This is a genomic window from Streptomyces hiroshimensis (assembly GCF_014650335.1).
In the GTDB taxonomy this organism is placed as follows: Bacteria; Actinomycetota; Actinomycetes; order Streptomycetales; family Streptomycetaceae; genus Streptomyces; species Streptomyces hiroshimensis.
The window spans coordinates 116207-139867 of the sequence record NZ_BMUT01000004.1; the positions used below are offsets into that span (position 1 = coordinate 116207).

Here is a 23661-nt window from a genome sequence, read left to right on the forward strand (position 1 = left end):
GACCACGGGAAGTGCCGATGACGCGACACTCCGCCCGCTTCTTGTGTCAAGGATGCGCCAACCTACGACACGGGGCGTCCGACCCTCATCCCGGATCGGACGCCCCGCGCCGCAGGCGCCCGGCCGCCGTGGCTAGAACAGGCCGTCCCACATCTGCTCCACCAGCACCGACCACCAGTTCTCCGGCGACGCCAACGCGGCGCTGTCCAGCGCCATCAGCTGTTCCTGGAAATCCACCGTCCAGCGGCCCGCCTGCTCGGGCGTCAACCCGTAGCGCCAGCGCCACATCTTCCCGAGCAGCGCCAAAGAGCGAACGAACTGAGGCAGGCTCGTGTTGACGAACTGCGGCGGAACGGACGAACCGCCCGGCCCCGCCTCCAGCGGCACCGCCACGATGTGCGCCGTGCCGTACTGCACGCACAGCTGCTTGCCGAAGTCCGTGCCCATCACCAGGTACGAGCCCGCGTCCGGCGCCGCCTGCACGCGCCGCTCCGCCGCCAGCTCCGCCAGCGTCGGCACCGGCCGGCCCGGCTGCGCCTGGCCCCAGAAGAACGGCCCGCAGTCCACGGGCACGCCCGCCCACACCAGCGTCTGCGCGACGACGTCCGGCACGCCCTGGCGCGACACCGCGCGCTGCTCGAACCGGAACACGCCCTGCGGGCCGAAGGACTCGGCCAGCTCCCGGGCGATCACGTCCGGGCCGACCGGCGGCGCCTGCTGCACCTGGCCGGGGTGCGGCAGCGGCACCCGGTTCGGCGCCGGGCGGGCCGGGCCGTCGGCGACCTGGTGCAGCTCGCCCTGATGCTCTATCAGGTGCCGGACGCCCTGCTGGCGCGTGGCGAGGTCGCGGCCGTACGGGGCCGTGTGACTGACCGTCGCCTGCGGCCAGTTCTCCCGCACCATACGGGCGCAGTAACCGCCCGGGCCGTCGCAGGACTCCAGCTCCGTGTGCAGCTCCAGCACCTGCTCGCGCGGCACGTTCAGCGCCATCAGCTCGTGCAGGATCTGCCACTCCGGGTGCGGCGTGCCCGGCGCGCTGCGCCGGATGAGCTGCTGCTCGGAACCGTCGTGCGCACGGTAGCGCAGGACCGCCATGTAGCCCGGGCCGACGGTCGGGAGACCGGTGGGCGCCTGGGGGTAGCCGTACGCCGGGGCGGGGGCCGCAGGGCCCGGGCCCTGCGGGGCGGCCGGGCCCTGCGGCACCGGGGGCATGCCGGGCCCGCCGGGGCTCGCGAGCATGGTGGCGGCGTGGTGCACCCCACCGGGGCCCGCGGGCGGCGTGCCCGGGCCCTGCGGCGGCGTGCCCGGGCGACCCGGGGCGGCCGGAGGCTGACCCGGCGCACCGGGAGCACCGGGAGCACCGGGAGCGCCCGGAGCCCCAGGGGCCGCCGGTCCGCCGGGTGCGCTGGCGAGCATGGTCGCCGCGTGGTGCACCCCGCCGGGCCCGGCGGGCGGCGGCGTGGGCTGACCGGGCGCGGCAGGCGGTACGGGGGCGCCGGGCGCGGCAGGCGCGGCGCCGGGCATGCCCGGCGTACCGGGACTGGCGAGCATCGTCGCGGCGTGGTGCACCCCGCCGCCGGGGGCGGCAGGCGCACCGGGAGCACCGGGCGGCGTGGGACCGCCCGCACCCGGCTGCTGCTGACCGGGAATCCCGGGGGCAGCGGAAGCAGCGGCGGCACCAGGGGCGCCGGGAGCGGCGGGAGGCGCCGGCGGCATGGGCGCACCGGCACCCGGACCGCCCGGCCCCTGCGGAGCACCGGCACCGGGCGCGCCGGGCGGCACCGGAGCACCGGGCTGCCCCGGCACGTAAGGCGCACCGGCACCCGGCCCCGGAGGCGGCGGGACCGGAGCCCCGGGCGCACCGGGACCGAGGGGCGGCGGAACAGGCGCACCCGCGCCCGCGCCGGCACCGCCCGCACCGGGCGCGCCGCTCGCTCCCCCGCCCGCCGGCAGGTCGTCGATCGCGGGCGCGATCGCCGTCCTCGGCAGCGCGCTGCCCGACGCCATCAGGGCCGTCTTCGCCTCCGGACCGACACCCGGCGGCGGCGTGTCGTCCTCGTCCGTTCCCGACAGGGCCGGCGCCAGCACCGTGGCGGGCAGGCCGACCGAGCGGTCGTCGTCGTCCTCCGCGGTGTGCGTGTCCGCCACGGCCCACGGCGTGGCGGCGGACTCGGGATCCCCGGATGCCGCAGCGGGGGCGGGCTCGGGAGAGGGCGGAGGCGGAGGCGGCACCACAGGCGCAGCAGGCGCAGCAGGGGCGGCAGGGGCGGCAGGGGCGGCAGGGGCGGCAGGAGCAGCCGACGCCGCAGGAGCAACCGGCTCACTCGGCACGCTCGACGCGCCCGGCGCAGCAGGCGCAACCGGAGCAGGAGCAACCGGCGCCGGCGCAGGCGGCACCACAAGCACCGGCCCACCCTGCGACGCATCCGAGGACGCCCCCGAACGCGCCGCCGCAGCCGAGCCCCCGGACGTGTCGGACGTACCGGACGCACCGTCAGACGCACCGCCGGACGTACCGCCCGAAGTCCCCCCGTCCGTCCTGCGGTCCGGGATCCCCATCGCGTCGGCCGCGTCCTGCAGCCACTGCGGCGGGCTCAGCAGGAACGACGTCGCGTTCAGGTCCACCCGTTTCGGCGGCGCGTCCGACGGTTCCGGTTCCTCCACGGCCACGGCCCCGTACTCCTCCTCGTAGCGCCGGATGACCTCGCCGACCGGCAGCGCCGGCCACAGCGTCGTCTCGCCGCTGTCCCGGGCGATCACCAGCCGGACCCGGCCGCCGTCCGACGTCGGACCGTCCTCGCGGTCCTCGGCCCACACCACGAAGCCCAGGTCGAACTCGCGGACCCGCACCTCCCGGTGCAGGTACGCCGGCACGTCACCGTTGGCCCAGCGCTCACCGCGCTCCTGCGCCTGCGCGAACGTCACCACTGCGCGCTCACCCCTCCACCGGGACGGCATAGGCGAAGCCGCCGTCCACCATCAGGCCGGCGACCGTCTCCAGCTCCGGCGGACCACCCGCCAAACGCGACAAAAACACGTCGAAGTCCTCACCACAGGGCAGCAGCAGCCGCTCCACCCGCTCCTGCACCGTCCAGCCGTCCTGGTCGCGCGCGTCGTCGTAGGGGCAGAACCACACCGAACCGATCGCCTCGCCCTTCACCTTGACGGCGAGCACACCGCCCTGGACGAAACCGACGCCCAGGTAGTCCTTGGTGAAGTGGTCGCGCAGACACTTGTTGACGTAGACGAGGTCGTTCACGGCGGCCTCGTCGCGCACGGTGAAGAACGGCTGGTCGATCAGCAGGCCCAGCTCGGCGTCCAGCGCGGCGCCCACCGGCGCGCACCCGCCCGCGGCCTTCAGGAACGCCCGGTACGCGCCGGGCAGGCGGTAGCCGAGGTCCTCCTCGACGCCCTGGACCTGCTCCTCCGTCACCGCGAGGTCCCGCTGCGGCAGTACGAAGTGCACCGGCCGGGTCTCCTGCAGGGGGCGCGTGCCGCGCTTGTCCTGTTCCACGGCGGCCGTCGCCAGCCCGCCGTGGTGCCGCAGCAGCGCCTTCACCTCGGCGGGCACCAGCTCCAGCCGGCGCGTGCCCACGACGTGGTGCCACGTCCAGCCGTGCGGCGTGGCCACCGAGGGCAGGCTGGCCCACAGTTCGTGGCCCGCGGCGTGCAGCGCGGCGTTCGCCGACACGTAGTCGGTCAGCCGCAGCTCGTCCACGCCGAAGCCCTCGGGCGGTTCCGCGATCTCCGCGGCGGCCCGTGCGTACGGCGAGAAATCCGGATGGCCCTCGTCGTCCATCCGCACCCCCTTGGGGTAGCGGCTGGCGCGGACCGGGTCCGGGAAGTGCACGACCTGCCCGGCGTAGGCCGCATTCGGTGGCGCGGCCTGCTGCCCGAGCCGACCTGTCGTCATGGCGGAAGCCCCCTGCTGACTGTGTGTCTCCGAAAGGCCCCGACGAACGCGGCGGTCGCCGCGAGTCACCGGACCCCCGCCCGGGCCACGGGGCGGCCCGGCCGGCCGGTGTCCCCATGGCCGAGAACACCCCGTGCGGCACAGCCTATGCGGTACCGCAAGGCGGGGACCGCGCCCCGGTCCGCCCGCACCGCCGCCGCACCGCCGCCGCCCGGCCGCCGGCCCGGCCGTCACGCCCCGTGAAGCCCTCCCGGCCGCTGCGCCGCCGCCCTCACCGGTCGGACCATCCGACGCATGAACATCACACGGCAACCGCCCAACCCCGACCTGACTTCCACACCTGCCGTCCCGTTTGGCAGTCTGATCCCCGCAACAGGGGGATTGCAGGGAGGGAAGAACCACCATGCACACGACTCAGGACCGACCGCCCGCCGACGATCACGGCACGGCGGCCTCCGGTGATCCCCGGCTCACCTGGAGCACCGAGGACGCCGACCGGCCCCCCGCCCTGCTGCACCGCCGCGACGGCATACTGCCCGCCGTGGCCGCCGCGCTGTCCGTCCGCGGCGAGACGCTGACCTGCACCGGCGGCAAGGCCGACGTGCCGCCCGCGCTCCATCCGCTGGTCCAGGACTTCCTCGACACCCTCACCAGCGACCGGCGCGAGCGCTTCACCGGCCGATGTCCCGAGGCACTGCTGCTGACCCGCTTCCTCACCGCCCACGAGGGCGGCCGCAGCAAACGTGCCGCCCGCAAACCGCTGACCCACGGCGAGGCCCGGCGCGCCCTCAAGCACGCCAAGCTCACCGCCCGGCACATCCGCGAGGACGGCGACCCGCGGCACGGCGCGTACGCCCCGCCCTGCCGCTCGTGCACGGCCCTGCTGAGCCACTTCGGCGTACGCAGCGTCGACCTCGCGGCCCCCGCGAAGGCCTCCCCCGCCAAGGCCGCCATCTCCAAGGCCGCCACGAAGGCCGCGATCACCAAGGACAAGAGCTGACCGACATGCGCGCCTTCGACCGCACCGCGGCCACCCGCTTCCCGGCCGCCGTGGACGCCGCCCTGCGCGAGGCCGGGTGGCAGCCCGGTCGCTGGGACATCAAAGCCGCCGAGAACTGGGCCGACGCGCTGCGCGCCCACACCTCCCCGGCCGGGCACCGGCACACCGTCTTCCCCGCCGCCGTCGAGGCCTGGGCGGAGTTCGGCGGCCTGCACATCGCCGGGAGCGGGCCCGGGCGGCACATCGCCCCCACGCCCTTCCAGATCGACCCGCTGCACGGGCTCCACCTCGCACGCACCGTCGCCGACCTGGGGCGCGCGCTGGGGGCCGACGTGTGCCCGCTCGGGCAGGAGGCGGACGGGCAGGCGCTGCTCGCCATCGACGCCCACGGCCGCGTCTACAGCCTCGACCACACCGGCGACTGGTACCTCGGCTCGGACATCGACCACGCCATCGCCACGCTCGTCAACGGGACCCGGCCTTCGCGGCTGTCGGCGGGCATCGGACGCCGCTGACGCGTCTCCCCCTGCCGGGGGCTCCGGGGGATGCGCTGACCGGAGCAGCGCGAACCGGCCAAAAGCCAGGCGAGAACCGGCCGAATTCCGGGCGCGGACATCCAGGCCCGGACCGGCTGAAAGACAGGCGAACCGTAGGCCGCCGCAGCCGGGACCTACGAGCCCCCGCCCGCCCTGCGCGGCCACCGCGGCCACCGCGGCCTACGAGCCCACGCCGCCTTCCACGGCCGCGGCCGCCGGGATCACCGCCGACACCCGGAAGCCGCCCGCATCCGTAGCCCCCGACACGAAGACCCCGCCCAGGGCCGAGACCCGCTCGCGCATCCCCACCAGGCCGTTCCCGCCGCTCGGCAGGCGCGGCGCATCGGCGCCGCTCTCCGACGGCCCGTTCTCCACCTGCAGCGCGACCTCCTCCCCGCGGTGCGCCACGCGCACGACGGCCTTCGCCCCCGGCGCATGCTTGTGGACGTTGGTCAGCGCTTCCTGCACCACGCGGTACGCCGTGCTCTCCACCCGTGCGCCGTACGAACGCTCCTCGCCCTCCACGGACAGCTCGACGGCCATGCCCGCCGCCCGCGACTGGCCGACGAGGTCCTCCAGGCCGTCCAGACACGGGCCGTCACCGGACGCAGCCCCCTCGCCCGCCGGCCCGGGCCCGCCCGTACCGCCGGCGCCCACGCCCGCGGACACCCGCGCCGAGGCCGCCGCCGCGACCTCCGCCAGCCGCCGCGAGTCGGCCGCCGAGGAGGCCTCCGGCACCATGCCCTCGGAGGACGTCCGCAGCACGCCGAGCATCTCCCGCAGCTCCGTCAGCGCCTGCCGGCCCATGTCGCCCACCAGGCCGGCGTTCCGCGAGGCCTTCTCGGGGTCCTTCAGGGCCACCGCCTGCAGCGCGGCCGCGTGGACCACCATCAGCGACACCCGGTGCGCCACGACGTCGTGCATCTCACGCGCGATCCGCGTGCGCTCCTCGTTCCGCGCCCACACCGCGCGCTCCTCGGCCCGCTCCGCGAGCAGCGACAGCTCGCGCTCCAGGCCGTCCGCGCGCTCCCGCAGGCTCTCCACGAGCCGGCGCCGCGCCCCCACGTAGAGCCCCAGGAGCACCGGGGGCGCCGTGAGCCCCAGCGCCACCAGCGCCGAGAAGAACAGCATCATCCAGGGGCCCGGCTGGTATCCCTCCCCGGCGGCTATGTCGCGGTGGAACTTGAGGAACGTCACGAGGAACGTCCCCGCCACCGACACCCCCGCGAGAACGACGGTCAGCCGGCGCGGCACGTCCGAGGCGGCCAGCGTGTACAGGCCGACGATGCCGAGCATGAAGCCCAGCTCGGCCGGGGTGATCGCGATGCCCAGCAGCACCACGGCCACCGGCCAGCGCAGCCGGAACAGCAGGGTGCCGCCGACGAGCGCCCCCACCACGATCCCGAGGCCCACCGGGCCCCCGTGCCCCGACGCGAAACCCGCGCCCTCGGCCGCGCACTCCAGAGCGGACACCAGCGCCAGCACGACGTCGAGCACCATGCTCCGGCGCCGCGCCCACCACCAAGGCCCATCAGGCGCGCCACGCACGCCCGCCTCCGCGTTTGCCCCCGTTGTGGTCATACCACCCAGACTACGGAAGCCCGCCACCCCATTTCCTGCCCGAGCCGCAGCACGGAGCGGGTTCACTCACGGGCGAAGAGGCTGCCCTTTCGCTCGAACTGGTGAACCATCCACGCTTTCGCACCACGCCCCCCCGCATCCCTCCCAAAGCTGTACGCATGACGCAAGCGAAAACGGAGCTGCAGAGCCGGGCGCGCGAGCTGCGGCGAGCAGGCAGGACGTATGACGAGATCGTGGCCGAGCTGGGGGTGTCGAAGAGCTCGGTGTCGCTGTGGGTGAGGGATCTCCCGAAGCCCGACCGGAAAAGGGCACACGCCAAGCTCATGGCGGAGGCACGCCGGGAGCCCCTCCGCAGGGCCCGCGAGCTGAAACGCCGACAGGCGAAGGAAGCAGCCAAGGGCGAGATAGGCAGGCTCGCCGACCGGGAGCTGTTCATTGCGGGCATCGCCCTGTATTGGGCCGAGGGCACGAAGAGCAAACCGCATCACACATCCGAGCGCGTCGTCTTCGTGAACAGCGACCCGGACATGATCAGTCTCTACCTCGCCTGGCTGCGACTCCTGGGCGTCGACGGGAGCCGCCTGCGGTTCCACGTGATGATCCACGAATCGGCCGATGTCACCGCAGCCGAGAGCTTCTGGGCGGAGCACGTCGGACACGTGGGCCACTTCGGCAAGACGACCCTCAAGAAGCACAATCCGAAACTGTCCGCAAAAACGTCGGTGACGGCTATCGCGGCTGCCTCACCGTGCGAGTACTGGACAGCGCGGACCTGTACCGTCGCATCGAAGGCTGGTGGTACGGCATAGTGGTGGGGGCCAGGTCGACGATCTAGAGGATTTGTCCGATTTGGAGGGCTTTGCTATCCCCTGTGGTGTAATTGGCAACACTATGGGTTTTGGTCCCATCATTCCAGGTTCGAGTCCTGGCGGGGGAGCTCAAAGTTCGAATGCATCGGGTCCTGACCGCCCAGGTCGGGACCCGCCCGCGTTTCAGCAGTAAAACGCACCGGTATCCTTCGGATGTCCACCACCCGAAGCCGAAGGGCACACCCGTGAGCGCCAACCGCCCGGCAGCCGTCGTCGTTCTCGCAGCGGGTGAGGGCACCCGCATGAAGTCGGCGACCCCCAAGGTCCTGCACGCCATCTGCGGACGTTCCCTCGTCGGCCACGTCGTCGCCGCCTCCCGCGAGCTGGACCCCGAGCACCTCGTCGTGATCGTCGGGCACGCCCGCGAGCAGGTCTCCGCACACCTCGCGCAGATCGACCCCGAGGTCCGCACGGCCGTGCAGTACGAGCAGAACGGCACCGGCCACGCCGTGCGCATGGGCCTGGAAGAGCTGTCGAACAACGGGATCACCCTCGACGGGACCGTGGTCGTCGTCTGCGGCGACACCCCGCTGCTGACCGGCGCCACGCTCAAGGCCCTCAGCGACACCCACGCCGCCGACGGCAACGCCGTCACCGTGCTGTCCGCCGAGGTCCCCGACGCCACGGGCTACGGGCGGATCGTCCGTGACGACAGCGGCGCCGTGACCGCGATCGTCGAGCACAAGGACGCCACGGAGGAGCAGCGCGCGATCCGGGAGATCAACTCCGGGGTCTTCGCGTTCGACGCCCAGCTGCTGACGGACGCCCTCGGCAAGGTGCGCACGGACAACAGCCAGGGCGAGGAGTACCTGACCGACGTCCTGGGCATCCTGCGCGAGGCCGGGCACCGCGTCGGCGCCGCGGTCGGCGGCGATCACCGGGAGATCCTGGGGATCAACAACCGCGTCCAGCTCGCCGAGGCCCGCAAGCTGCTCAACGAGCGGCTGCTGCACGCGGCGATGATGAGCGGCGTGACGGTCGTGGACCCGGCGTCGACCTGGATCGACGTCACGGTCACCGTCGAGCCCGACGTGCTCGTCCACCCCGGCACCCAGCTGACCGGCGCCACGAGCCTGGCCACCGGCTGCGAGGTCGGCCCGAACACGCGCCTGGCGGACACCACGGTCGGCGCCGGCGCCCGCGTCGACAACACCGTGGCGGACTCGGCACAGGTCGGCGAGGGCGCGACCGTCGGCCCGTTCGCCTATCTGCGCCCGGGGACGAAGCTCGGCCCGAAGTCGAAGGCCGGCGCGTACGTCGAGATGAAGAACGCCGAGATCGGCGAGGGCACCAAGGTGCCGCACCTGTCGTACGTCGGTGACGCGACGATCGGCGAGTACTCCAACATCGGCGCGGCGAGCGTCTTCGTGAACTACGACGGTGTGAACAAGCACCACACGACGATCGGCTCGCACTGCCGTACCGGATCGGACAACATGTTTGTGGCTCCGGTCACGATCGGGGACGGCGCGTACACCGCCGCCGGCTCGGTCATCACCAAGGATGTGCCCCCGGGTTCGCTGGCCGTCGCACGAGGACAGCAGCGGAATATCGAGGGCTGGGTGGCACGTAAGCGCCCGGGAAGCGCAGCCGCACAGGCCGCTTCCGCCGCTCGCCGGGAGACCGACGGCGAGCAGTGACCGTGACACGGGGGCGCCGTGCGGGGCGTACCGTGATAAGCGCACACAAAGCGACATCCAAGGAGACTGTGCTGTGACCGGGATCAAGACGACCGGCGAGAAGAAGCTGATGCTCTTCTCCGGCCGCGCCCACCCCGAGCTTGCCGAGGAGGTCGCGCACCAGCTGGGCGTCGGCCTGGTCCCGACCAAGGCATTCGACTTCGCCAACGGCGAGATCTACGTCCGCTTCCAGGAGTCGGCGCGCGGCGCGGACTGTTTCCTGATGCAGAGCCACACGGCCCCCATCAACAAGTGGGTCATGGAGCAGCTGATCATGCTCGACGCGCTCAAGCGCGCGTCGGCCCGCTCCATCACGGTGGTCGTGCCGTTCTACGGCTATGCCCGCCAGGACAAGAAGCACCGCGGCCGTGAGCCGATCTCGGCCCGTCTGATCGCCGATCTGTTCAAGACGGCGGGCGCGGACCGGATCCTCACGGTCGACCTGCACACGGACCAGATCCAGGGCTTCTTCGACGGCCCCGTCGACCACCTGTTCGCGCTGCCGATCCTCGCGGACTACGTGGGCGCCAAGGTCGACCGCGAGAAGCTGACGGTCGTCTCCCCGGACGCCGGCCGTGTGCGCGTCGCCGACCGCTGGTGCGACCGCCTCGGCGCCCCGCTGGCCATCGTCCACAAGCGCCGTGACAAGGATGTCGCCAACCAGGTGACGGTGCACGAGGTCGTCGGTGACGTGAAGGGCCGCGTCTGCGTCCTGGTCGACGACATGATCGACACCGGTGGCACGATCTGCGCCGCCGCGGACGCCCTGTTCGCCAACGGTGCCGAGGACGTCATCGTGACGGCCACGCACGGTGTGCTCTCCGGCCCCGCCGCGGACCGCCTGAAGAACTCCAAGGTGAGCGAGTTCGTCTTCACCAACACCCTGCCGACGCCGGGTGAGCTGGAGCTCGACAAGATCACGGTGCTGTCGATCGCGCCGACGATCGCGCGCGCCGTGCGCGAGGTCTTCGAGGACGGCTCGGTCACGAGCCTCTTCGAGGAGCAGTGAGCCTCCGGCAGCGCTAGCCTGCCGGCTGCAAAAACGATCGGCCTGGGACCGGGACGGTCCTGATCGATTTCTGAGCGGCCTCCCCCGCCGGGTACACTCCACGAGTTGCTCGGCGAGGGAGGCCGCACTCATGTGCGGCGGTCCGTTATCGACGCGCTCTTCGTAGCAGGTCCGTATGTGGCCGGGTAACGGCCCATATCCATACCTCCGAGGAGTGCACCATGGCTGAGATCAAGATCCCCTCCCAGGTCCGTGCCGAGTTCGGCAAGGGCGCCGCCCGCCGCATCCGCCGCGCCAACCAGGTTCCCGCCGTCGTCTACGGCCACGGTGGCGAGCCGGTCCACATCACCCTGCCGGGCCACGAGCTGATGATGGCTCTGAAGACCCCGAACGTCCTGCTGTCCGTGGACATCGAGGGCCGCGACGAGCTCGTCATCCCCAAGGCCGTCCAGCGTGACGCCCTCAAGGGCTTCCTCGAGCACGTCGACCTGCTGGTCGTCAAGCGCGGCGAGACCGTCACGGTCGAGGTCCCGGTCCAGACCGAGGGCGACCTGGCCCCCGGTGGCAACCTGCTCGAGCACACCCTGACCGCCCTGCCGGTCGAGGCCGAGGCCACCCACATCCCCGAGGCCGTCACCGTCTCCATCGCGGGCCTTGAGGCCGGCGCCTCCGTCCTGGCCAAGGACGTCGTCCTGCCGGCCGGTGTCGCCCTGGCCGTCGACGCCGACGCCGTCGTCCTGCACGTCGTCGCCGGTTCCACCGAGGCCGCCCCGGCCGAGGGCGCCGAGGCCTGATCCTCGCCCCTCCCGGCTTTCTTTTCGACCGCCGTCCCGCTCCACCGGAGTGGGGCGGCGGTCGGCTTTGAGCGGTTGGTTATGAAGGAGACATGCAGATGACGGACGACTCCAGCCCCTGGCTGATCGTGGGCCTGGGCAACCCCGGGCCGGAGTACGCGGGCAACCGCCACAACGTGGGCTTCATGGTCGCGGACCTGCTCGCGGAGCGCATGGGCGCGAAGTTCAAGGCCCACAAGGCCTCGCGGGCCCAGGTGGTCGAGGGGCGGCTCGGCGCGCCCGGGCCTTCCGGCCGCCGCGTCGTGGTCGCCAAGCCCATGTCGTTCATGAATCTGTCCGGCGGGCCGACGGCGGCCCTGCGCGACTTCTACAAGGTGCCCGCGGGCCGGGTGATCGCCGTCCACGACGAGCTGGACATCGACTACGGGACGCTGCGGCTGAAGCTCGGCGGCGGCGACAACGGCCACAACGGCCTGAAGTCGATCACGAAGGCCCTGGGCCCGGACTACTGCCGGGTGCGGTTCGGCATCGGCCGGCCGCCGGGCCGGATGCCCGTCGCGGACTTCGTCCTGAAGGACTTCTCGTCCACAGAGCGCAAGGACCTCGGCTACGAGGTGGACCGGGCCGCGGATGCGGTGGAGTCCCTGATCGTGGACGGTCTGGAGCGCGCGCAGAGCACGTACAACACCTGACGTACGCGAAGCGGCCCCCTGCCTGGTGGCGGGGGGCCGCTTCGTGTGGGTGCGTCAGCTGTGTGTCGGCTGTGTGCGTCAGCCCGTGTTGCGGAGACCGGCGGCCACGCCGTTGACGGTCAGCAGCAGGGCCCGCGCCAGCAGCGGGTCGGCGGGCTCGCCGCGCTCGGCGGCCTGGCGCTGGCGGTGCAGCAGCGTGACCTGGAGGTAGGAGATCGGGTCCAGGTAGGCGTCGCGGATGTGGAAGGTCTGGCGCAGGACGGGGCTCCCGTCCAGCAGCCGGGCCTCGCCCGTGATGCGCAGGACCTCCTGGACGGTGAGCTCGTGCTCGGCCTTGATGGCGTCGAAGACGTGCTTGAGCTCGTCGGGCACGAGGGTGTCGACGTAGTGCTGGGCGATGCGCAGGTCCGTCTTGGCGAGCGTCATCTCGACGTTGGACAGGAAATTCTGGAAGAAGTGCCAGTGCTCGTGCATCTCGTCCAGGACGGTGTCCAGGCCGGCCTCGCGGGCGGCCTTGAGGCCCGAGCCGACGCCGAACCAGCCGGGCACGATCTGCCGGGACTGCGTCCAGCCGAAGACCCACGGGATGGCCCTCAGGCCGTCCAGGCCGGCGCCGGAGTCCGGGCGGCGCGAGGGGCGCGAGCCGAGGTGGAGCTCGGCGAGCTGGTCGACGGGGGTGGAGGCGAAGAAGTACGCCGGAAGGTCGGGGTCCTCGACGAGGCGGCGGTAGGCGGCGTGGGCGGCGTCGGAGACGGTGTCCATGGCCGCGTCCCAGCGGGCGAGGGCCTCGTCGGACTGGCGGGGCGCGGTGTGCAGGGCGGAGGCCTGCAGGGTCGCGGCGACCGTCAGCTCCAGGTTCTCCCGGGCGAGGGCCGGGATCAGGTACTTGTCGGAGATGACCTCGCCCTGCTCGGTCACCTTGATCTCGCCCTCCAGGGTGCCCCAGGGCTGGGCGAGGATCGCGTCGTGGGTGGGGCCGCCGCCGCGGCCGACGGTGCCGCCGCGGCCGTGGAAGAGGCGCAGGCGGACGCCGTAGCGGTGGGCGACGTCGCGCAGGCGGCGCTGGGCGCGGTGGATCTCCCACTGCGAGGTGGTGATGCCGCCGAACTTGGAGGAGTCGGAGTAGCCGAGCATGACCTCCTGGACGTCCCCGCGGAGGGCGACCAGGCGCCGGTAGGAGGGGTCGGCGAGCATGTCGTCGAGGATGCGGTCGGCTTCCTTGAGCTCGTCCGTGGTCTCCAGGAGCGGCACGATGCCGATCTTCGCCCAGCCGGCGTGCAGATCGATCAGGCCGGCCTCGCGGGCGAGGACGGCGGCGGCGAAGACGTCGTCCGCGCCCTGGCACATGGAGATGATGTACGACTCGACGACCTCGGGGCCGAACTTCTCCAGCGCCTCGCCGATGGTGCCGAAGACGCCGAGGGTCTTGGCGCCGGCGGCGTCGAGGGGCGCGGGGCTGGGGGCCAGCGGGCGGCGCGAGCGCAGCTCCTTGGCGAGGAGCTTGCGGCGGTAGTCGCGCGGCATGTCCGCGTAGCGCCAGGACTCCTCGCCGAGGCGGTCGAAGAGCTGCCCGAGGGCGTGGTGGTGGGCGTCGGCGTGCTCGCGGACGTCCATGGTGGCCAGGTGCAGGCCGAAGGCGGCCAGGGTGCGCAGGGCGCGCTCCAGGCGGCCGTCGGCGATCAGGCGGCCGCGGTGGGCGCGCAGGGAGTCCTGGATGATCTGCAGGTCGGCGAGGAGCTCGGTGGTGCCGAGGTAGTCGCGGCCCTCCTCGTGCGGGGTGTTGCGGGCCAGGCGCTCGCGGGTGTTGACGAGCTTCTGGCGGATGCACGTCGCCTTGAGGCGGTAGGGCTCCTCGGCGTTGAGGCGCTTGTAGCGGGGGCTGATCTCCGGCAGCAGTTCGAGGTCGCGCTGGAGGGAGGCGAGGAGCTCCTCGGTGGCGCCGCTGTTGCGGATGGAGTTCGACAGGGCGCCGCGCAGGACGTCGACGAGCTCCAGGGCGTCGGTGATGCCGTGCTCGTGCTGCAGGATCAGCACGTCCCAGGTGACCTGGGGGGTGACGTTGGGGTTGCCGTCGCGGTCGCCGCCGATCCAGGTGCCGAAGGTCAGCGGGCGGGTGGTGGGCGGCAGGGCGACGCCGACGCGGTCCAGCTCGGCGGCCAGGTCCTCCAGGACGTCGCCGACGGCGTTCGCGTGCAGCTCGTCCAGATAGTAGATCGCGTTGCGGGCCTCGTCCGTGGGCTCGGGGCGGGCCACGCGCAGCTCGTCGGTCTGCCAGAGCAGGTCGATGTTCTCGGCCAGGCGCAGGTCGGTGCGGCGCCGGTCGCCCGCGCCGCCCGTGCCGCCCGCGGCCCGGGCGTCCAGGGTGTCGAGGAGCTCGGCGATGCGGCGGAGCTTGTTGAGGACGCTGCGGCGGGCGGCCTCGGTGGGGTGGGCGGTGAAGACGGGACGCACGCCGAGGTGGTCCACGGTCTCCCGGATGTGCTCGGGGTCGGCTTCCTTCAGCTGGTCCGCGGTGCGGGCCAGGATCGAGCCCTCGGCGGCCCGCTTGGCGGCGAGCTCGCGCCCGCGGTGCACCTGCTCGGTGACGTTCGCCAGGTGGAAGTACGTGGAGAAGGCCCGTACGAGCTTGGCCGCGGTCTCCAGATCGGTGGCGCCGAGCAGCTCGGCGGCGGCCTCGCCGTCGGTGCGGGTCAGGGCGCGGACGCGCTCCACGAGGTCGAGGAGCTCTTCCCCCTCCTGGCGGACCAGGGTCTCGCCGAGGAGATCGCCGAGGCGGCGGATGTCGGCGCGCAGGGCGGCGTTGGTGTTGTCGGCACTGCTCACAGGTGCTGCTCCTTGCAGAGTTTCCGGCACGTCTGGAGGGGTTGCGGACCGCGCTGTCCGACGCCCACCAGCATAGGTCGCCCTCCGACGCGCGGTTGTCCACAGCCCTCTTGCTCCGCGCTCCCGCCCTGCCATACTTACGAAGCCGTAGGTTACGGAACCGTAGCCATGCCCCGACCCCCATGAGGGAACCCATGACTGCAAGCCCCGACGTGATCGAAGACGCGCCGAAGGCCCAGGAAGCCCCGCTCCCCTCCGCCACGCTCGGTGGCGACAGCAAGCGTTCCGTCGAGCAGATCGCCCTGCTGCTGTTCATCACCGTGCCGTTCATCGCCCTGGTCGCGGCGGTCCCGCTGGCCTGGGGCTGGGGTGTGAGCTGGCTCGACCTGGGCCTGATGGTGGCCATGTACTACATCGGCTGCCACGGCATCACCATCGGCTTCCACCGCTATTTCACGCACGGCTCCTTCAAGGCCAAGCGGCCGCTGCGGATCGCTCTGGCGATCATGGGGTCGATGGCGGTGGAGGGTCCCGTGGTCCGCTGGGTCGCCGATCACCGCAGGCACCACCGGTTCTCCGACGCCGAGGGCGACCCGCACTCCCCCTGGCGCTTCGGCGAGACGGTGCCGGCCCTGATGAAGGGCCTCTGGTGGGCTCACGTCGGCTGGATGTTCGACGAGGAACAGACCCCGCAGCACAAGTACGCCCCCGATCTGATCAAGGATCCCGACATCCGGGCGGTCTCCCGCCAGTTCGTGCTGTGGACGTCGGTGTCCCTGCTGATCCCGCCGTTCGTCGGCGGCCTGGCCACCTGGTCCTGGCAGGGGGCCGTGACGGCGTTCTTCTGGGGTTCGCTGGTGCGGGTGGCGCTGCTGCACCATGTGACGTGGTCCATCAACTCCATCTGCCACGCCGTCGGCAAGCGGCCGTTCAAATCGCGCGACCGCTCGGGCAACGTGTGGTGGCTGGCGATCCTCTCCTGTGGTGAGTCCTGGCACAACCTTCACCACGCGGACCCGACCTCGGCCCGGCACGGCGTGCTGAAGGGGCAGCTGGACTCCAGCGCCCGCCTCATCCGCTGGTTCGAGCAGGCAGGCTGGGCGTACGACGTGCGGTGGCCGAAGGCGGACCGCTTGGAATCCCGGCGGAAGGAGAGTGCCGCTCAGGCGGCATGATTGACAGCGTGGCGATCGACAGCAATACCACCAGTAACAAGGACCGGGCCCAGGCTGCGGGGGCCCGTCGCACCCGGCGGGTGCGCATGACCGGCGCGGAGCGCCGGGAGCAGCTGCTGGACATCGGTCGCACACTCTTCGCCGAGCGGGGCTTCGAGGGCACGTCCGTCGAGGAGATCGCGGCCAAGGCCGGGGTCTCCAAGCCCGTCGTCTACGAGCACTTCGGCGGCAAGGAGGGGCTGTACGCGGTGGTCGTCGACCGCGAGATGCGGCAGCTGCTGGACATGGTCACGGGGGCGCTCACCGCGGGGCACCCGCGGGAGCTTCTGGAGCAGGCGGCCTTCGCCCTCCTCGACTACATCGAGACGTATACGGACGGCTTCCGCATCCTCGTCCGCGACTCGCCGGTCGCCCAGTCCACGGGCACGTTCGCGTCGCTCATCAGCGACATCGCCACCCAGGTCGAGGACATCCTCGGCCTGGAATTCAAGGCCCGCGGCTTCGACGCGAAGCTGGCCCCGCTGTACGCCCAGGCCCTCGTCGGCATGGTGGCCCTCACGGGCCAGTGGTGGCTGGACGTCCGCAAGCCGAAGAAGGCGGAGGTGGCGGCACACCTGGTGAACTTGGCGTGGCACGGTCTGGACGGCCTTGAGCCGAAGCCGCGCCTTGTTGGGCACAGGCGCGCCTGAGACCACGGAACGGGGGCGGCGCCCCCGTCGCCCGAACCCGCCGCGGCGGGGTGAAGGGGCAGCCCCTTCACCCCTCGCTCACAGCACGGGTTCACGCAGGTTCGCGCAGGTCAAGGATGCCCCGCATCCTTGAACCCGCCGCCGCGGCGGAATTGAAGGGGCGAGCCCCTTCAACCGAGTGAGAACCGGCGCCGTCAACGCACCGGTCCGCGCGGGGCGGCGAGCTGTACGTGGTCGAGAGCGCTGATCACCGTCACTCCCCCTTCCGGCCCACGACGAAGATCCGCCGGAACGGGAAGAGCGTGCCGTGCGGGCCCGGCGGGTACGCCTCGCGGAGGAGTGCGCCGTATTCCGACAGGAAGCGCGACGTCGCCTCCGTGTCGCCCGCCAGGGCCGTCAGGACCGGCCGCAGCGTCGTGCCCTTCGTCCAGTCCAGGACGGCGTCCTCGCCGGGGAGCACGTGGACGTACGTCGTCTCCCAGGCGTCCACCGCCAGCCCCAGGCCGGCGAGCCGTTCCAGGTACGCGGCGGGCGTCAGTACGTGCCCGGGCTGCTGGAGCCCGCCCAGCCGGCTCCGCCACGCCGCGCTCTCGCAGAGCTCGTGCAGGAGCACATGGCTCGGGGCGTCGAAGTTCCCCGGGATCGTGAAGGCGAAGACCCCGCCGGGGGCCAGCCCCGCAACCCACCCCGGGAACAGCTCGGCATGCCCCCGCACCCACTGGAACGTCGCGCTGGAGACGATCAGGTCGTACGTCCCGTCCGGCGTCCACTCCCGCAGGTCGGCGTGGGCGAAGTCCACACCCGGCACCCCGGCCCGGGCCTGCCTCAGCATCGCCTCCGAGTTGTCCAGCCCCGTGACCCGCGCCGCAGGCCACCGCTCCGCGAGCAGCGCCGTGACATTGCCCGGGCCGCAGCCGAGGTCGGCGATCCGCGCGGGGTCGCGCAGCGGGATACGGGCGAGGAGGTCGTGGAAGGGCCGGGACCGGGGGCCGGAGTGACGCAGGTACTGCTCGGGGTCCCAGACAGGCGTGGCAGCGGTCGTCGTCATGCCTCCAGCATCACGCTCCAACTATCTCGATGTCAAGAGACTTCACATCAAGAGACTTCATGTCGACAGACCCTCTACACTGATCAGCATGGAGGACGAGGTCGATCGGCTGGTTTCAGCATGGCGCCGCGAGCGCCCTGACCTCGACGTGGAGCCACTCGAGGTGCTCAGTCGTGTGAGCAGGCTCGCCCGCCACCTCGACCGGGCCCGCCGCCTGGCCTTCGCCGAGCACGAGCTCGAGCCCTGGGAGTTCGACGTCCTGACGGCCCTGCGCCGCGCCGGGGCCCCGTACCAGCTCTCCCCCGGCCAGCTGCTCACCCAGACGCTGGTCACCTCCGGCACCATGACCAACCGGATCGACCGCCTCGCGAAGAAGGGCCTCGTACAGCGCGAGCCCGACCCGAGCGACCGCCGCGGCGTGCTCGTGCGCCTCACCGACGAGGGCCGGGACCGCGCCGACGAGGCCCTGGCCGGGCTCCTGGAGCAGGAGCGCGCCATCCTCGCCGAGCTGTCCCGCACCCAGCGCCGTGAGCTGGCCGATCTGCTACGCCAGCTGACCGCCCCGTTCGACAACACTCCCGGTTAGGTCCACCGGCCCGACCCCGGCCCGCCGCGCCAGCGCGACGGCCGCGAGCGTGGAGTGCACGCCCAGCTTCCCCAGGACGTTCTGCATATGCGTGCGGACGGTGTGCGGGGAGAGATACAGCCGCTCGGCGACGGCCTTGCGGCCCAGCCCGGCCACCATGCAGCGCAGCACCTCGCGCTCGCGCGGCGTCAGGGACTCCACCAGCCGCTCGCTCTCCGTACGGTGCTTGCGGGCGGCCGTGAGCTCCCGCAGCACGCCCGTCAGCAGGGCGGGCGGCAGATGCGTCTCATCGCGCAGGACGCCGCGGATGACGGCCAGCAGCCGCGACAGCGAGCAGTCCTTGGCCACCCAGCCGCCGGCGCCCGCCTGCAGGGCCGCCGCGGCCCGCCGCGGGTCATCGCGCTCGGCGAGCACCACCGTGCGCACCGCGGGGTGCGCGCTGCGGACTCCGGCCACGAGGGAGATGCCGTCGACCGCGCCCTCCCCCGGCCCTCCGCCCTCGTGCACGGAGCCGTGGGCCGGGCCCCTGAGCTGCCCGGACACGCCGCCGTCCTGCGCGACCGTGCCCAAGTCGGCGTCGATGAGGAGCACATCGAAGCGGCGCCCCTCCGCTGCCGCCCGCTCCAGCGCGCGCAGCGCCGCCGGCCCGCTGCCGGCCGCGGAGACCTCCACGTCCTGCTCGGCCGCGAGGGCGGCGGCGAGCGACTCGGCGAAGATGCGGTGGTCATCGACCACCAGTACCCGAATACGTGCCACTGCCACCCCCATATCCCGGGCGGCGGCCAGTGCGGGTACGGCGCCCGGTCCGGGGCCGCCACACGCCGCACGGCCGCCGCCGCGCTGATGACTTACACCCCGCCCCGGGCGTCGTACCTGCCTGTCTCGCCCCCTGATCAGCGCCGGCCCCCACCGACGCTGTGCATCAGCGTACGGCGGGGGTCCCGCAACGGAAGCCGATTGGCAAAACTGCTCGACCCGCCTGTTTATGGTGAGCTTTCTGTTCAGTATTGAGGCAGTGAACGACATGGAACGACGCGAAGTTGACCATGCCCGACTGCACGATCACGGAGGGGTCCGCGGCGGCCGCGGCCGCTCCGCCTCACTCCCCACCTCGGCACACCCGCCGCGCACCGCCGCCCGCCACCGCTGCGAAGACCCGCGGCGACCGGTGCCCGGCCGCCGCGAACGCAGCCGTGACGGCCCCGCCGACCGCCTCCGCCGCCGTCTCCTCCACGAGCGCCAGCGCCGAGCCGCCGAACCCCGCGCCGGTCATCCGCGCCCCGAGCGCGCCCGCTTCGTTCGCGACCGCGACGGCCAGGTCCAGCTCCGGGCAGGAGACCGCGAAGTCGTCGCGGAGGGAGGCGTGTCCGGCGGTCAGCAGCGGCCCGGCCGCGCGCGGCTCGCCCGCGGCGAGGAGCGCGACGACCCGCCGCACGCGCTCCCCCTCGCTCACCACGTGCCGCACGAGCCGCCGCACGCCCGCATCGGCGAGCCGGGCCAGCGCGGCGTCCAGCTCCCCGTACGGCACGTCCCGCAGCGCCCGCACGCCCAGCGCCCGGGCCCCCGCCTCGCAGCCCGCACGCCGCGCCGCATACGCACCGTCGGCCAGGGCGTGCCGGACGCGGGTGTCCACGACGAGCAGCCGCAGCCCGTGCGCGGCCAGGTCGAACGGCACGTGGCGCAGCGCGAGGTCGCGGGTGTCCAGGTGCAGGGCGTGGCCGGCGGTGCAGCAGGCGGACGCCGTCTGGTCCATGGGCCCGCAGGGGACGCCCACGAAGGCGTTCTCGGCACGCTGTGCGAGCCGGGCGAGGGCGGGGCGGTCGCAGGCGGCGCCGTACAGCTCGGTCAGCGCCAGGGCCGTGGCGATCTCCAGGGCGGCGGAGGACGACAGGCCCGCGCCCGCCGGCACGTCGCTCTCGACGTACACGTCGGCGCCGCCCACCGGCAGGCCCGCCTCGCGCAGCGCCCAGGCGACGCCTGCAGGGTAGGCGGCCCACCCCTCCACCCGGCCGGGGGCGAGCGCCGCGAGTGACAGCTCGGCCGTGCCCGCACCCGCCGCCTCGCGCGAGCGCAGGCGCAGCACGCCGTCCGTACGGGCGGAGGCGGCCGCCCGGGTGCACTGCGGGAGGGCGATCGGCAGGACGTGGCCCTCGTTGACGTCGGTGTACTCGCCGATGAGGTTGACCCGGCCGGGCGCGGCCCAGACGCCCTCGGGGGCGTACCCGTAAGCGCGCTCGAAGCCCTCGGCCGTGCTGCTCGCCGTGCTGTTCACCGTTCCGGTCACTGTTCCGGCCCGCGGCGGGCGAACTCCCAGGCGTCGGCGACGATCCCGGCGAGGTCCGGACGGCCGGGGGTCCAGCCGAGGGTCTCGCGGGCGCGCTCGGCGGAGGCCACGAGGACGGCCGGGTCCCCGGCGCGGCGCGGGGCGGTGGTCTGCGGCACCGGGTGCCCGGTGACCTTGCGGACGGTCTCGATCACCTCGTGGACGGAGAAGCCGTTGCCGTTGCCCAGGTTGCAGATGAGGTGCTCGCCGTCGCGTGCGGCGGAGAGGGCGCGCAGATGGGCCTCGGCGAGGTCGGCGACGTGGATGTAGTCGCGGACGCAGGTGCCGTCCGGGGTGGGGTAGTCGTCGCCGTAGACCGCGATCGCCTCGCGCTCGCCGCGGGCCACCTGCAGGACGAGCGGGATGAGGTGCGTCTCGGGGGCGTGCCGCTCGCCGTAGCGCCCGTACGCGCCCGCGACGTTGAAGTAGCGCAGGGAGACGGCGGCCAGGCCGTGGGCGGCGCACTCGCCGCCGATCATGTGGTCGACGGCGAGCTTGGTGGCGCCGTAGGGGTTGGTGGGGGCGGTGGGGGCGTCCTCGGTGATGGGGACGGCGGCCGGTTCGCCGTAGGTGGCGGCGGTGGACGAGAAGACGAGGGTGCGCACGCCGGCGTCGCGCATGGCGGCCAGCAGGTCGGCGGTGCCGCCGACGTTGTTGCGCCAGTACGGCTCGGGGTCGGCCACGGACTGGCCGACCTGCGAGAACGCCGCGAAGTGCAGCACGGCGTCGTAGGAGCTGTCGAGCCACCGGCCCGCGTCCTGCACGCGGCCCTCGATGAAGACGGCGCCCTCCGGGACGGCGGCCCGGTGCCCGGTCGAGAGGTCGTCGAGGACGGTGACGGCGTGCCCGGCGGCCAGCAGGTGCGCCGCCACGACGCTCCCGACGTAGCCCGCGCCGCCCGTGACCAGGCACTTCCTGCTGCTCTCGCTCATTGGCTCGCTACCTCTCGCAGTCGCTCCGCCGCGGCCTCGGGCGGCACATCGTTGATGAACACGTTCATGCCGGATTCGGAACCCGCGAGGAACTTCAGCTTGCCGGGAGCCCGGCGGACGGTGAAGAGCTCAAGGTGGAGCGCGAATTCACTCCTGCGGGGGTCCTGGAACGGGGCCTGGTGCCAGGCGGAGACGTACGGGGTGGGCGGCAGGGACGGCTCGTCGCCGAAGATCCGGTCGAACCGGCGCAACAGTTCCAGGTAGACCTGTGGGAACTCTGTGCGGGCCGCGTCGTCGAGCGCGAGCAGGTCGGGCACGCGGCGGCGGGGGTAGAGGTGCACCTCGTACGGCCAGTGGGCGGCGTACGGGACGAAGGCCGTCCAGTGGTCCGAGGCGAGGACGATACGGCGGCCGTCCTCGCGCTCGGCGGCCACGATGTCGTCGAACAGGTTGCCCCTGCCGTTCGTGCGGGCCGCGTGCGCGGCGGCCGAGGCGAGCATGCGCTCGGTGCGCGGGGTGACGAACGGGTACGCGTAGATCTGGCCGTGCGGGTGGCCGAGGGTGACGCCGATCTCCTCGCCGCGGTTCTCGAAGCAGAACACCTGGCGTACGGAGGGGAGCGCGGCGAGCTCGGCGGTGCGGTCGGTCCAGACGGCGAGGACGAGGGCCGCGCGGGCGTCGGTGAGGCCGGCGAAGGAGGCGTGGTGGTCGGGGGTGAAGCAGACGACTTCGCACCGTCCTGCGGGGCCCGCGAGGGACGGGAAGCGGTTCTCGAAGACGGCGACTTCGTAGTCGGACGCCGGGATTTCCGTGGGGCGGCCGGGACTTGAGGGGCAGAGGGGGCAGGCTTCGGCGGGTGGGAGGAAGGTGCGGGTCTGGCGGTGGGAGGCGATGACGACGTCGTCGCCGAGGAGGGGGTCGTGGCGGACTTCGGTGACGGTGGTGGTGGGGGGAAGGGGGCGGGGGTCTGTGGCGTCGCGTAAGACGGCGACGCCGTCGTGGAGGTCGTAGTAGATCAGCTCACGGCCGTCGGCGAGCTTGGTTGCCGTCTTCCTCACGGGGCTCACGGGTTTCTTCTCCCCACCCCGCCCCTTCCCGTAACTGGGGGCAAGCCCCCAGCCCCCCGTATCGCGCTGAACGCGCTCGCCCTCAATCGCCGGACGGGCTAAAAGATTTCAACCCCTCTGCGGGGGCAGCGGGGCGGACCCCGCCGCCGCCCGGTCCAAAAGCCCCGTCCGCGCGGCAAGCGCAGCCGCCTCCAGGCGCGACCCCACCCCCAGCTTCATCAGCACCCGCTGCACATGCGTCCGCGCCGTGCTCGGCGCTATGCCCATGCCCGCCGCGATCAGCCGCGTATCCTCGCCCTCCGCGACCCGGACCAGCACCTCCACCTCCCTCGGGGTGAGGAGCTGCAGCAACCGCGCGCCTTCGTCGTCGGGCTGGGCGGCGGGGTTGAGGAGTTCCGTGAACGCCCCTTGCAGGAGCTGGGGGTCGACCGCGGCCTCGCCCGCCCGTGCCTTCATCATGGCGCGCTCGACGCCCTCGATCCGCTCGTTGTGCCGCACATAGCCCGACGCGCCCGCCGCGAACGCCGCCGCGATGCCGAGCGGGCTCGGCACCGGGCCGAGCACCACGACCGCCACCTGCGGCCGGTCGCGCTTGATGCGGACGATCGGATCGAAGACACCCGGCTCGGCCGGGGTGGCGGTGCCCAGCAGGCACACTTCGGGCGCGCGGCTCACCACCAGATCGGCGGCGCCCGCGCTCGGCGCGGCCGCGGCCAGGACCCGGTGGCCGCGCAGTTTCAGTGCCGAGGCGAGCGCCTCGGCCAGCAGTCGGTGATCATCGACCACCATGAGCCGCACGCCCATGCGCTTGCCCCCTGTCGCCCCGCGTACGTCTCTACGTCTCCTTGTCGACCCCTCGACCCCGGAAGCTACACGCTTGTTCGACGTTGCGCGCCCCTTACCGGTGAGAAGTCCCCCGGAATGCCGAAATCCCTGCCAATCACG

19 protein-coding genes, 1 tRNA gene and 1 pseudogene are annotated in these 23661 nt (G+C 72.9%); 11 read left to right on the forward strand and 10 right to left on the reverse strand.

The genetic code is table 11. The annotated features are described in order from the left end of the window. Positions 1-132 precede the first annotated feature (132 nt). Together IE241_RS11395 and IE241_RS11400 are read right to left on the reverse strand one after the other, a co-directional pair. A complete protein-coding gene (locus IE241_RS11395; protein WP_190021599.1) occupies positions 133-2928 on the reverse strand; it encodes an SUKH-4 family immunity protein in 2796 nt (931 codons plus the stop codon). 7 nt (positions 2929-2935) lie between these two features. After that, entirely contained in the window at positions 2936-3913 is a 978-nt protein-coding gene (locus tag IE241_RS11400; protein WP_190021600.1) for an HNH endonuclease, read from the reverse strand. 403 nt (positions 3914-4316) lie between these two features. Here IE241_RS11400 and IE241_RS11405 point away from each other — a divergent pair, with 403 nt between their 5' ends. Beyond that, positions 4317-4913, forward strand: coding sequence for a YwqJ-related putative deaminase (locus IE241_RS11405; protein ID WP_190021601.1), 597 nt, complete (start codon positions 4317-4319; stop codon positions 4911-4913). Between the two features lie 5 nt (positions 4914-4918). Continuing rightward, a complete protein-coding gene (locus IE241_RS11410) occupies positions 4919-5428 on the forward strand; it encodes an SUKH-3 domain-containing protein (protein WP_190021602.1) in 510 nt (169 codons plus the stop codon). 201 nt (positions 5429-5629) lie between these two features. Here IE241_RS11410 and IE241_RS11415 read toward each other — a convergent pair whose 3' ends face one another. Next, a complete protein-coding gene (locus IE241_RS11415) occupies positions 5630-7030 on the reverse strand; it encodes a sensor histidine kinase (RefSeq protein WP_190021603.1) in 1401 nt (466 codons plus the stop codon). Between the two features lie 98 nt (positions 7031-7128). Here IE241_RS11415 and IE241_RS11420 point away from each other — a divergent pair. The 6 genes and pseudogenes from IE241_RS11420 to pth all read left to right on the forward strand — a co-directional run bounded on the left by IE241_RS11420 (position 7129) and on the right by pth (position 12073). Next, positions 7129-7865 (forward strand): annotated as a pseudogene (locus IE241_RS11420) (hypothetical protein). Positions 7866-7895: 30 nt separating this feature from the next. Next, a tRNA-Gln gene (locus tag IE241_RS11425) sits at positions 7896-7967 on the forward strand. 117 nt (positions 7968-8084) lie between these two features. Continuing rightward, positions 8085-9539 carry a bifunctional UDP-N-acetylglucosamine diphosphorylase/glucosamine-1-phosphate N-acetyltransferase GlmU gene (gene glmU / locus IE241_RS11430; protein ID WP_190021604.1) on the forward strand — a complete coding sequence of 485 codons (1455 nt, stop codon included), beginning with the start codon at positions 8085-8087 and terminating at the stop codon, positions 9537-9539. A 73-nt stretch (positions 9540-9612) separates the two neighbouring features. After that, positions 9613-10587: a ribose-phosphate diphosphokinase gene (locus tag IE241_RS11435; protein ID WP_030365148.1), complete on the forward strand. Its 975-nt coding sequence runs from the start codon at positions 9613-9615 to the stop codon at positions 10585-10587. 221 nt (positions 10588-10808) lie between these two features. Continuing rightward, entirely contained in the window at positions 10809-11381 is a 573-nt protein-coding gene (locus IE241_RS11440; RefSeq protein WP_190021605.1) for a 50S ribosomal protein L25/general stress protein Ctc, read from the forward strand. Positions 11382-11479: 98 nt separating this feature from the next. Next, positions 11480-12073 carry an aminoacyl-tRNA hydrolase gene (pth, locus tag IE241_RS11445; RefSeq protein WP_190021606.1) on the forward strand — a complete coding sequence of 198 codons (594 nt, stop codon included), beginning with the start codon at positions 11480-11482 and terminating at the stop codon, positions 12071-12073. Between the two features lie 78 nt (positions 12074-12151). Here the strand turns inward: pth and ppc are convergent, their stop codons facing one another. Next, on the reverse strand, positions 12152-14896 hold the full coding sequence (gene ppc / locus IE241_RS11450; RefSeq protein ID WP_190021607.1) for a phosphoenolpyruvate carboxylase: 2745 nt from the start codon (positions 14894-14896) through the stop codon (positions 12152-12154). Positions 14897-15090: 194 nt separating this feature from the next. On the opposite strand from ppc, the gene IE241_RS11455 reads away from it, so the two are divergent. Both IE241_RS11455 and IE241_RS11460 read left to right on the forward strand, forming a co-directional pair. Further along, entirely contained in the window at positions 15091-16071 is a 981-nt protein-coding gene (locus IE241_RS11455) for an acyl-CoA desaturase (protein WP_190021608.1), read from the forward strand. Beyond that, complete coding sequence (locus tag IE241_RS11460) at positions 16068-16760, forward strand: TetR/AcrR family transcriptional regulator (protein ID WP_190021609.1); 693 nt, start codon at positions 16068-16070, stop codon at positions 16758-16760. The genes IE241_RS11455 and IE241_RS11460 overlap by 4 nt, the downstream gene beginning before the upstream one ends. A 253-nt stretch (positions 16761-17013) precedes the next feature. On the opposite strand, the gene IE241_RS11465 is transcribed toward IE241_RS11460, so the two are convergent. Further along, entirely contained in the window at positions 17014-17808 is a 795-nt protein-coding gene (locus IE241_RS11465) for a trans-aconitate 2-methyltransferase (RefSeq protein WP_190021610.1), read from the reverse strand. Between the two features lie 88 nt (positions 17809-17896). Between IE241_RS11465 and IE241_RS11470 the strand changes: the two genes are divergently transcribed. Beyond that, the gene (locus tag IE241_RS11470) at positions 17897-18394 is read left to right on the forward strand and encodes a MarR family winged helix-turn-helix transcriptional regulator (protein ID WP_190021611.1); all 498 of its coding nucleotides are present in this window, start codon (positions 17897-17899) and stop codon (positions 18392-18394) included. Here IE241_RS11470 and IE241_RS11475 read toward each other — a convergent pair. From IE241_RS11475 to IE241_RS11495, 5 genes are all read right to left on the reverse strand, one after another. Continuing rightward, the gene (locus IE241_RS11475) at positions 18353-19150 is read right to left on the reverse strand and encodes a response regulator transcription factor (RefSeq protein ID WP_229899130.1); all 798 of its coding nucleotides are present in this window, start codon (positions 19148-19150) and stop codon (positions 18353-18355) included. The two genes, IE241_RS11470 and IE241_RS11475, sit on opposite strands and share 42 nt — an antisense overlap. 343 nt (positions 19151-19493) lie before the next feature. Then, positions 19494-20666: a galactokinase gene (gene galK / locus IE241_RS11480; protein WP_190021613.1), complete on the reverse strand. Its 1173-nt coding sequence runs from the start codon at positions 20664-20666 to the stop codon at positions 19494-19496. An 8-nt stretch (positions 20667-20674) separates the two neighbouring features. After that, a complete protein-coding gene (gene galE / locus IE241_RS11485) occupies positions 20675-21649 on the reverse strand; it encodes a UDP-glucose 4-epimerase GalE (protein WP_190021614.1) in 975 nt (324 codons plus the stop codon). After that, the gene (gene galT, locus IE241_RS11490) at positions 21646-22707 is read right to left on the reverse strand and encodes a galactose-1-phosphate uridylyltransferase (protein ID WP_190021615.1); all 1062 of its coding nucleotides are present in this window, start codon (positions 22705-22707) and stop codon (positions 21646-21648) included. Before galT ends, galE begins: the two co-directional genes overlap by 4 nt. A gap of 117 nt (positions 22708-22824) precedes the next feature. Next, positions 22825-23520 carry a response regulator transcription factor gene (locus IE241_RS11495; RefSeq protein WP_190021616.1) on the reverse strand — a complete coding sequence of 232 codons (696 nt, stop codon included), beginning with the start codon at positions 23518-23520 and terminating at the stop codon, positions 22825-22827. Between the last annotated feature and the right edge of the window lie 141 nt (positions 23521-23661).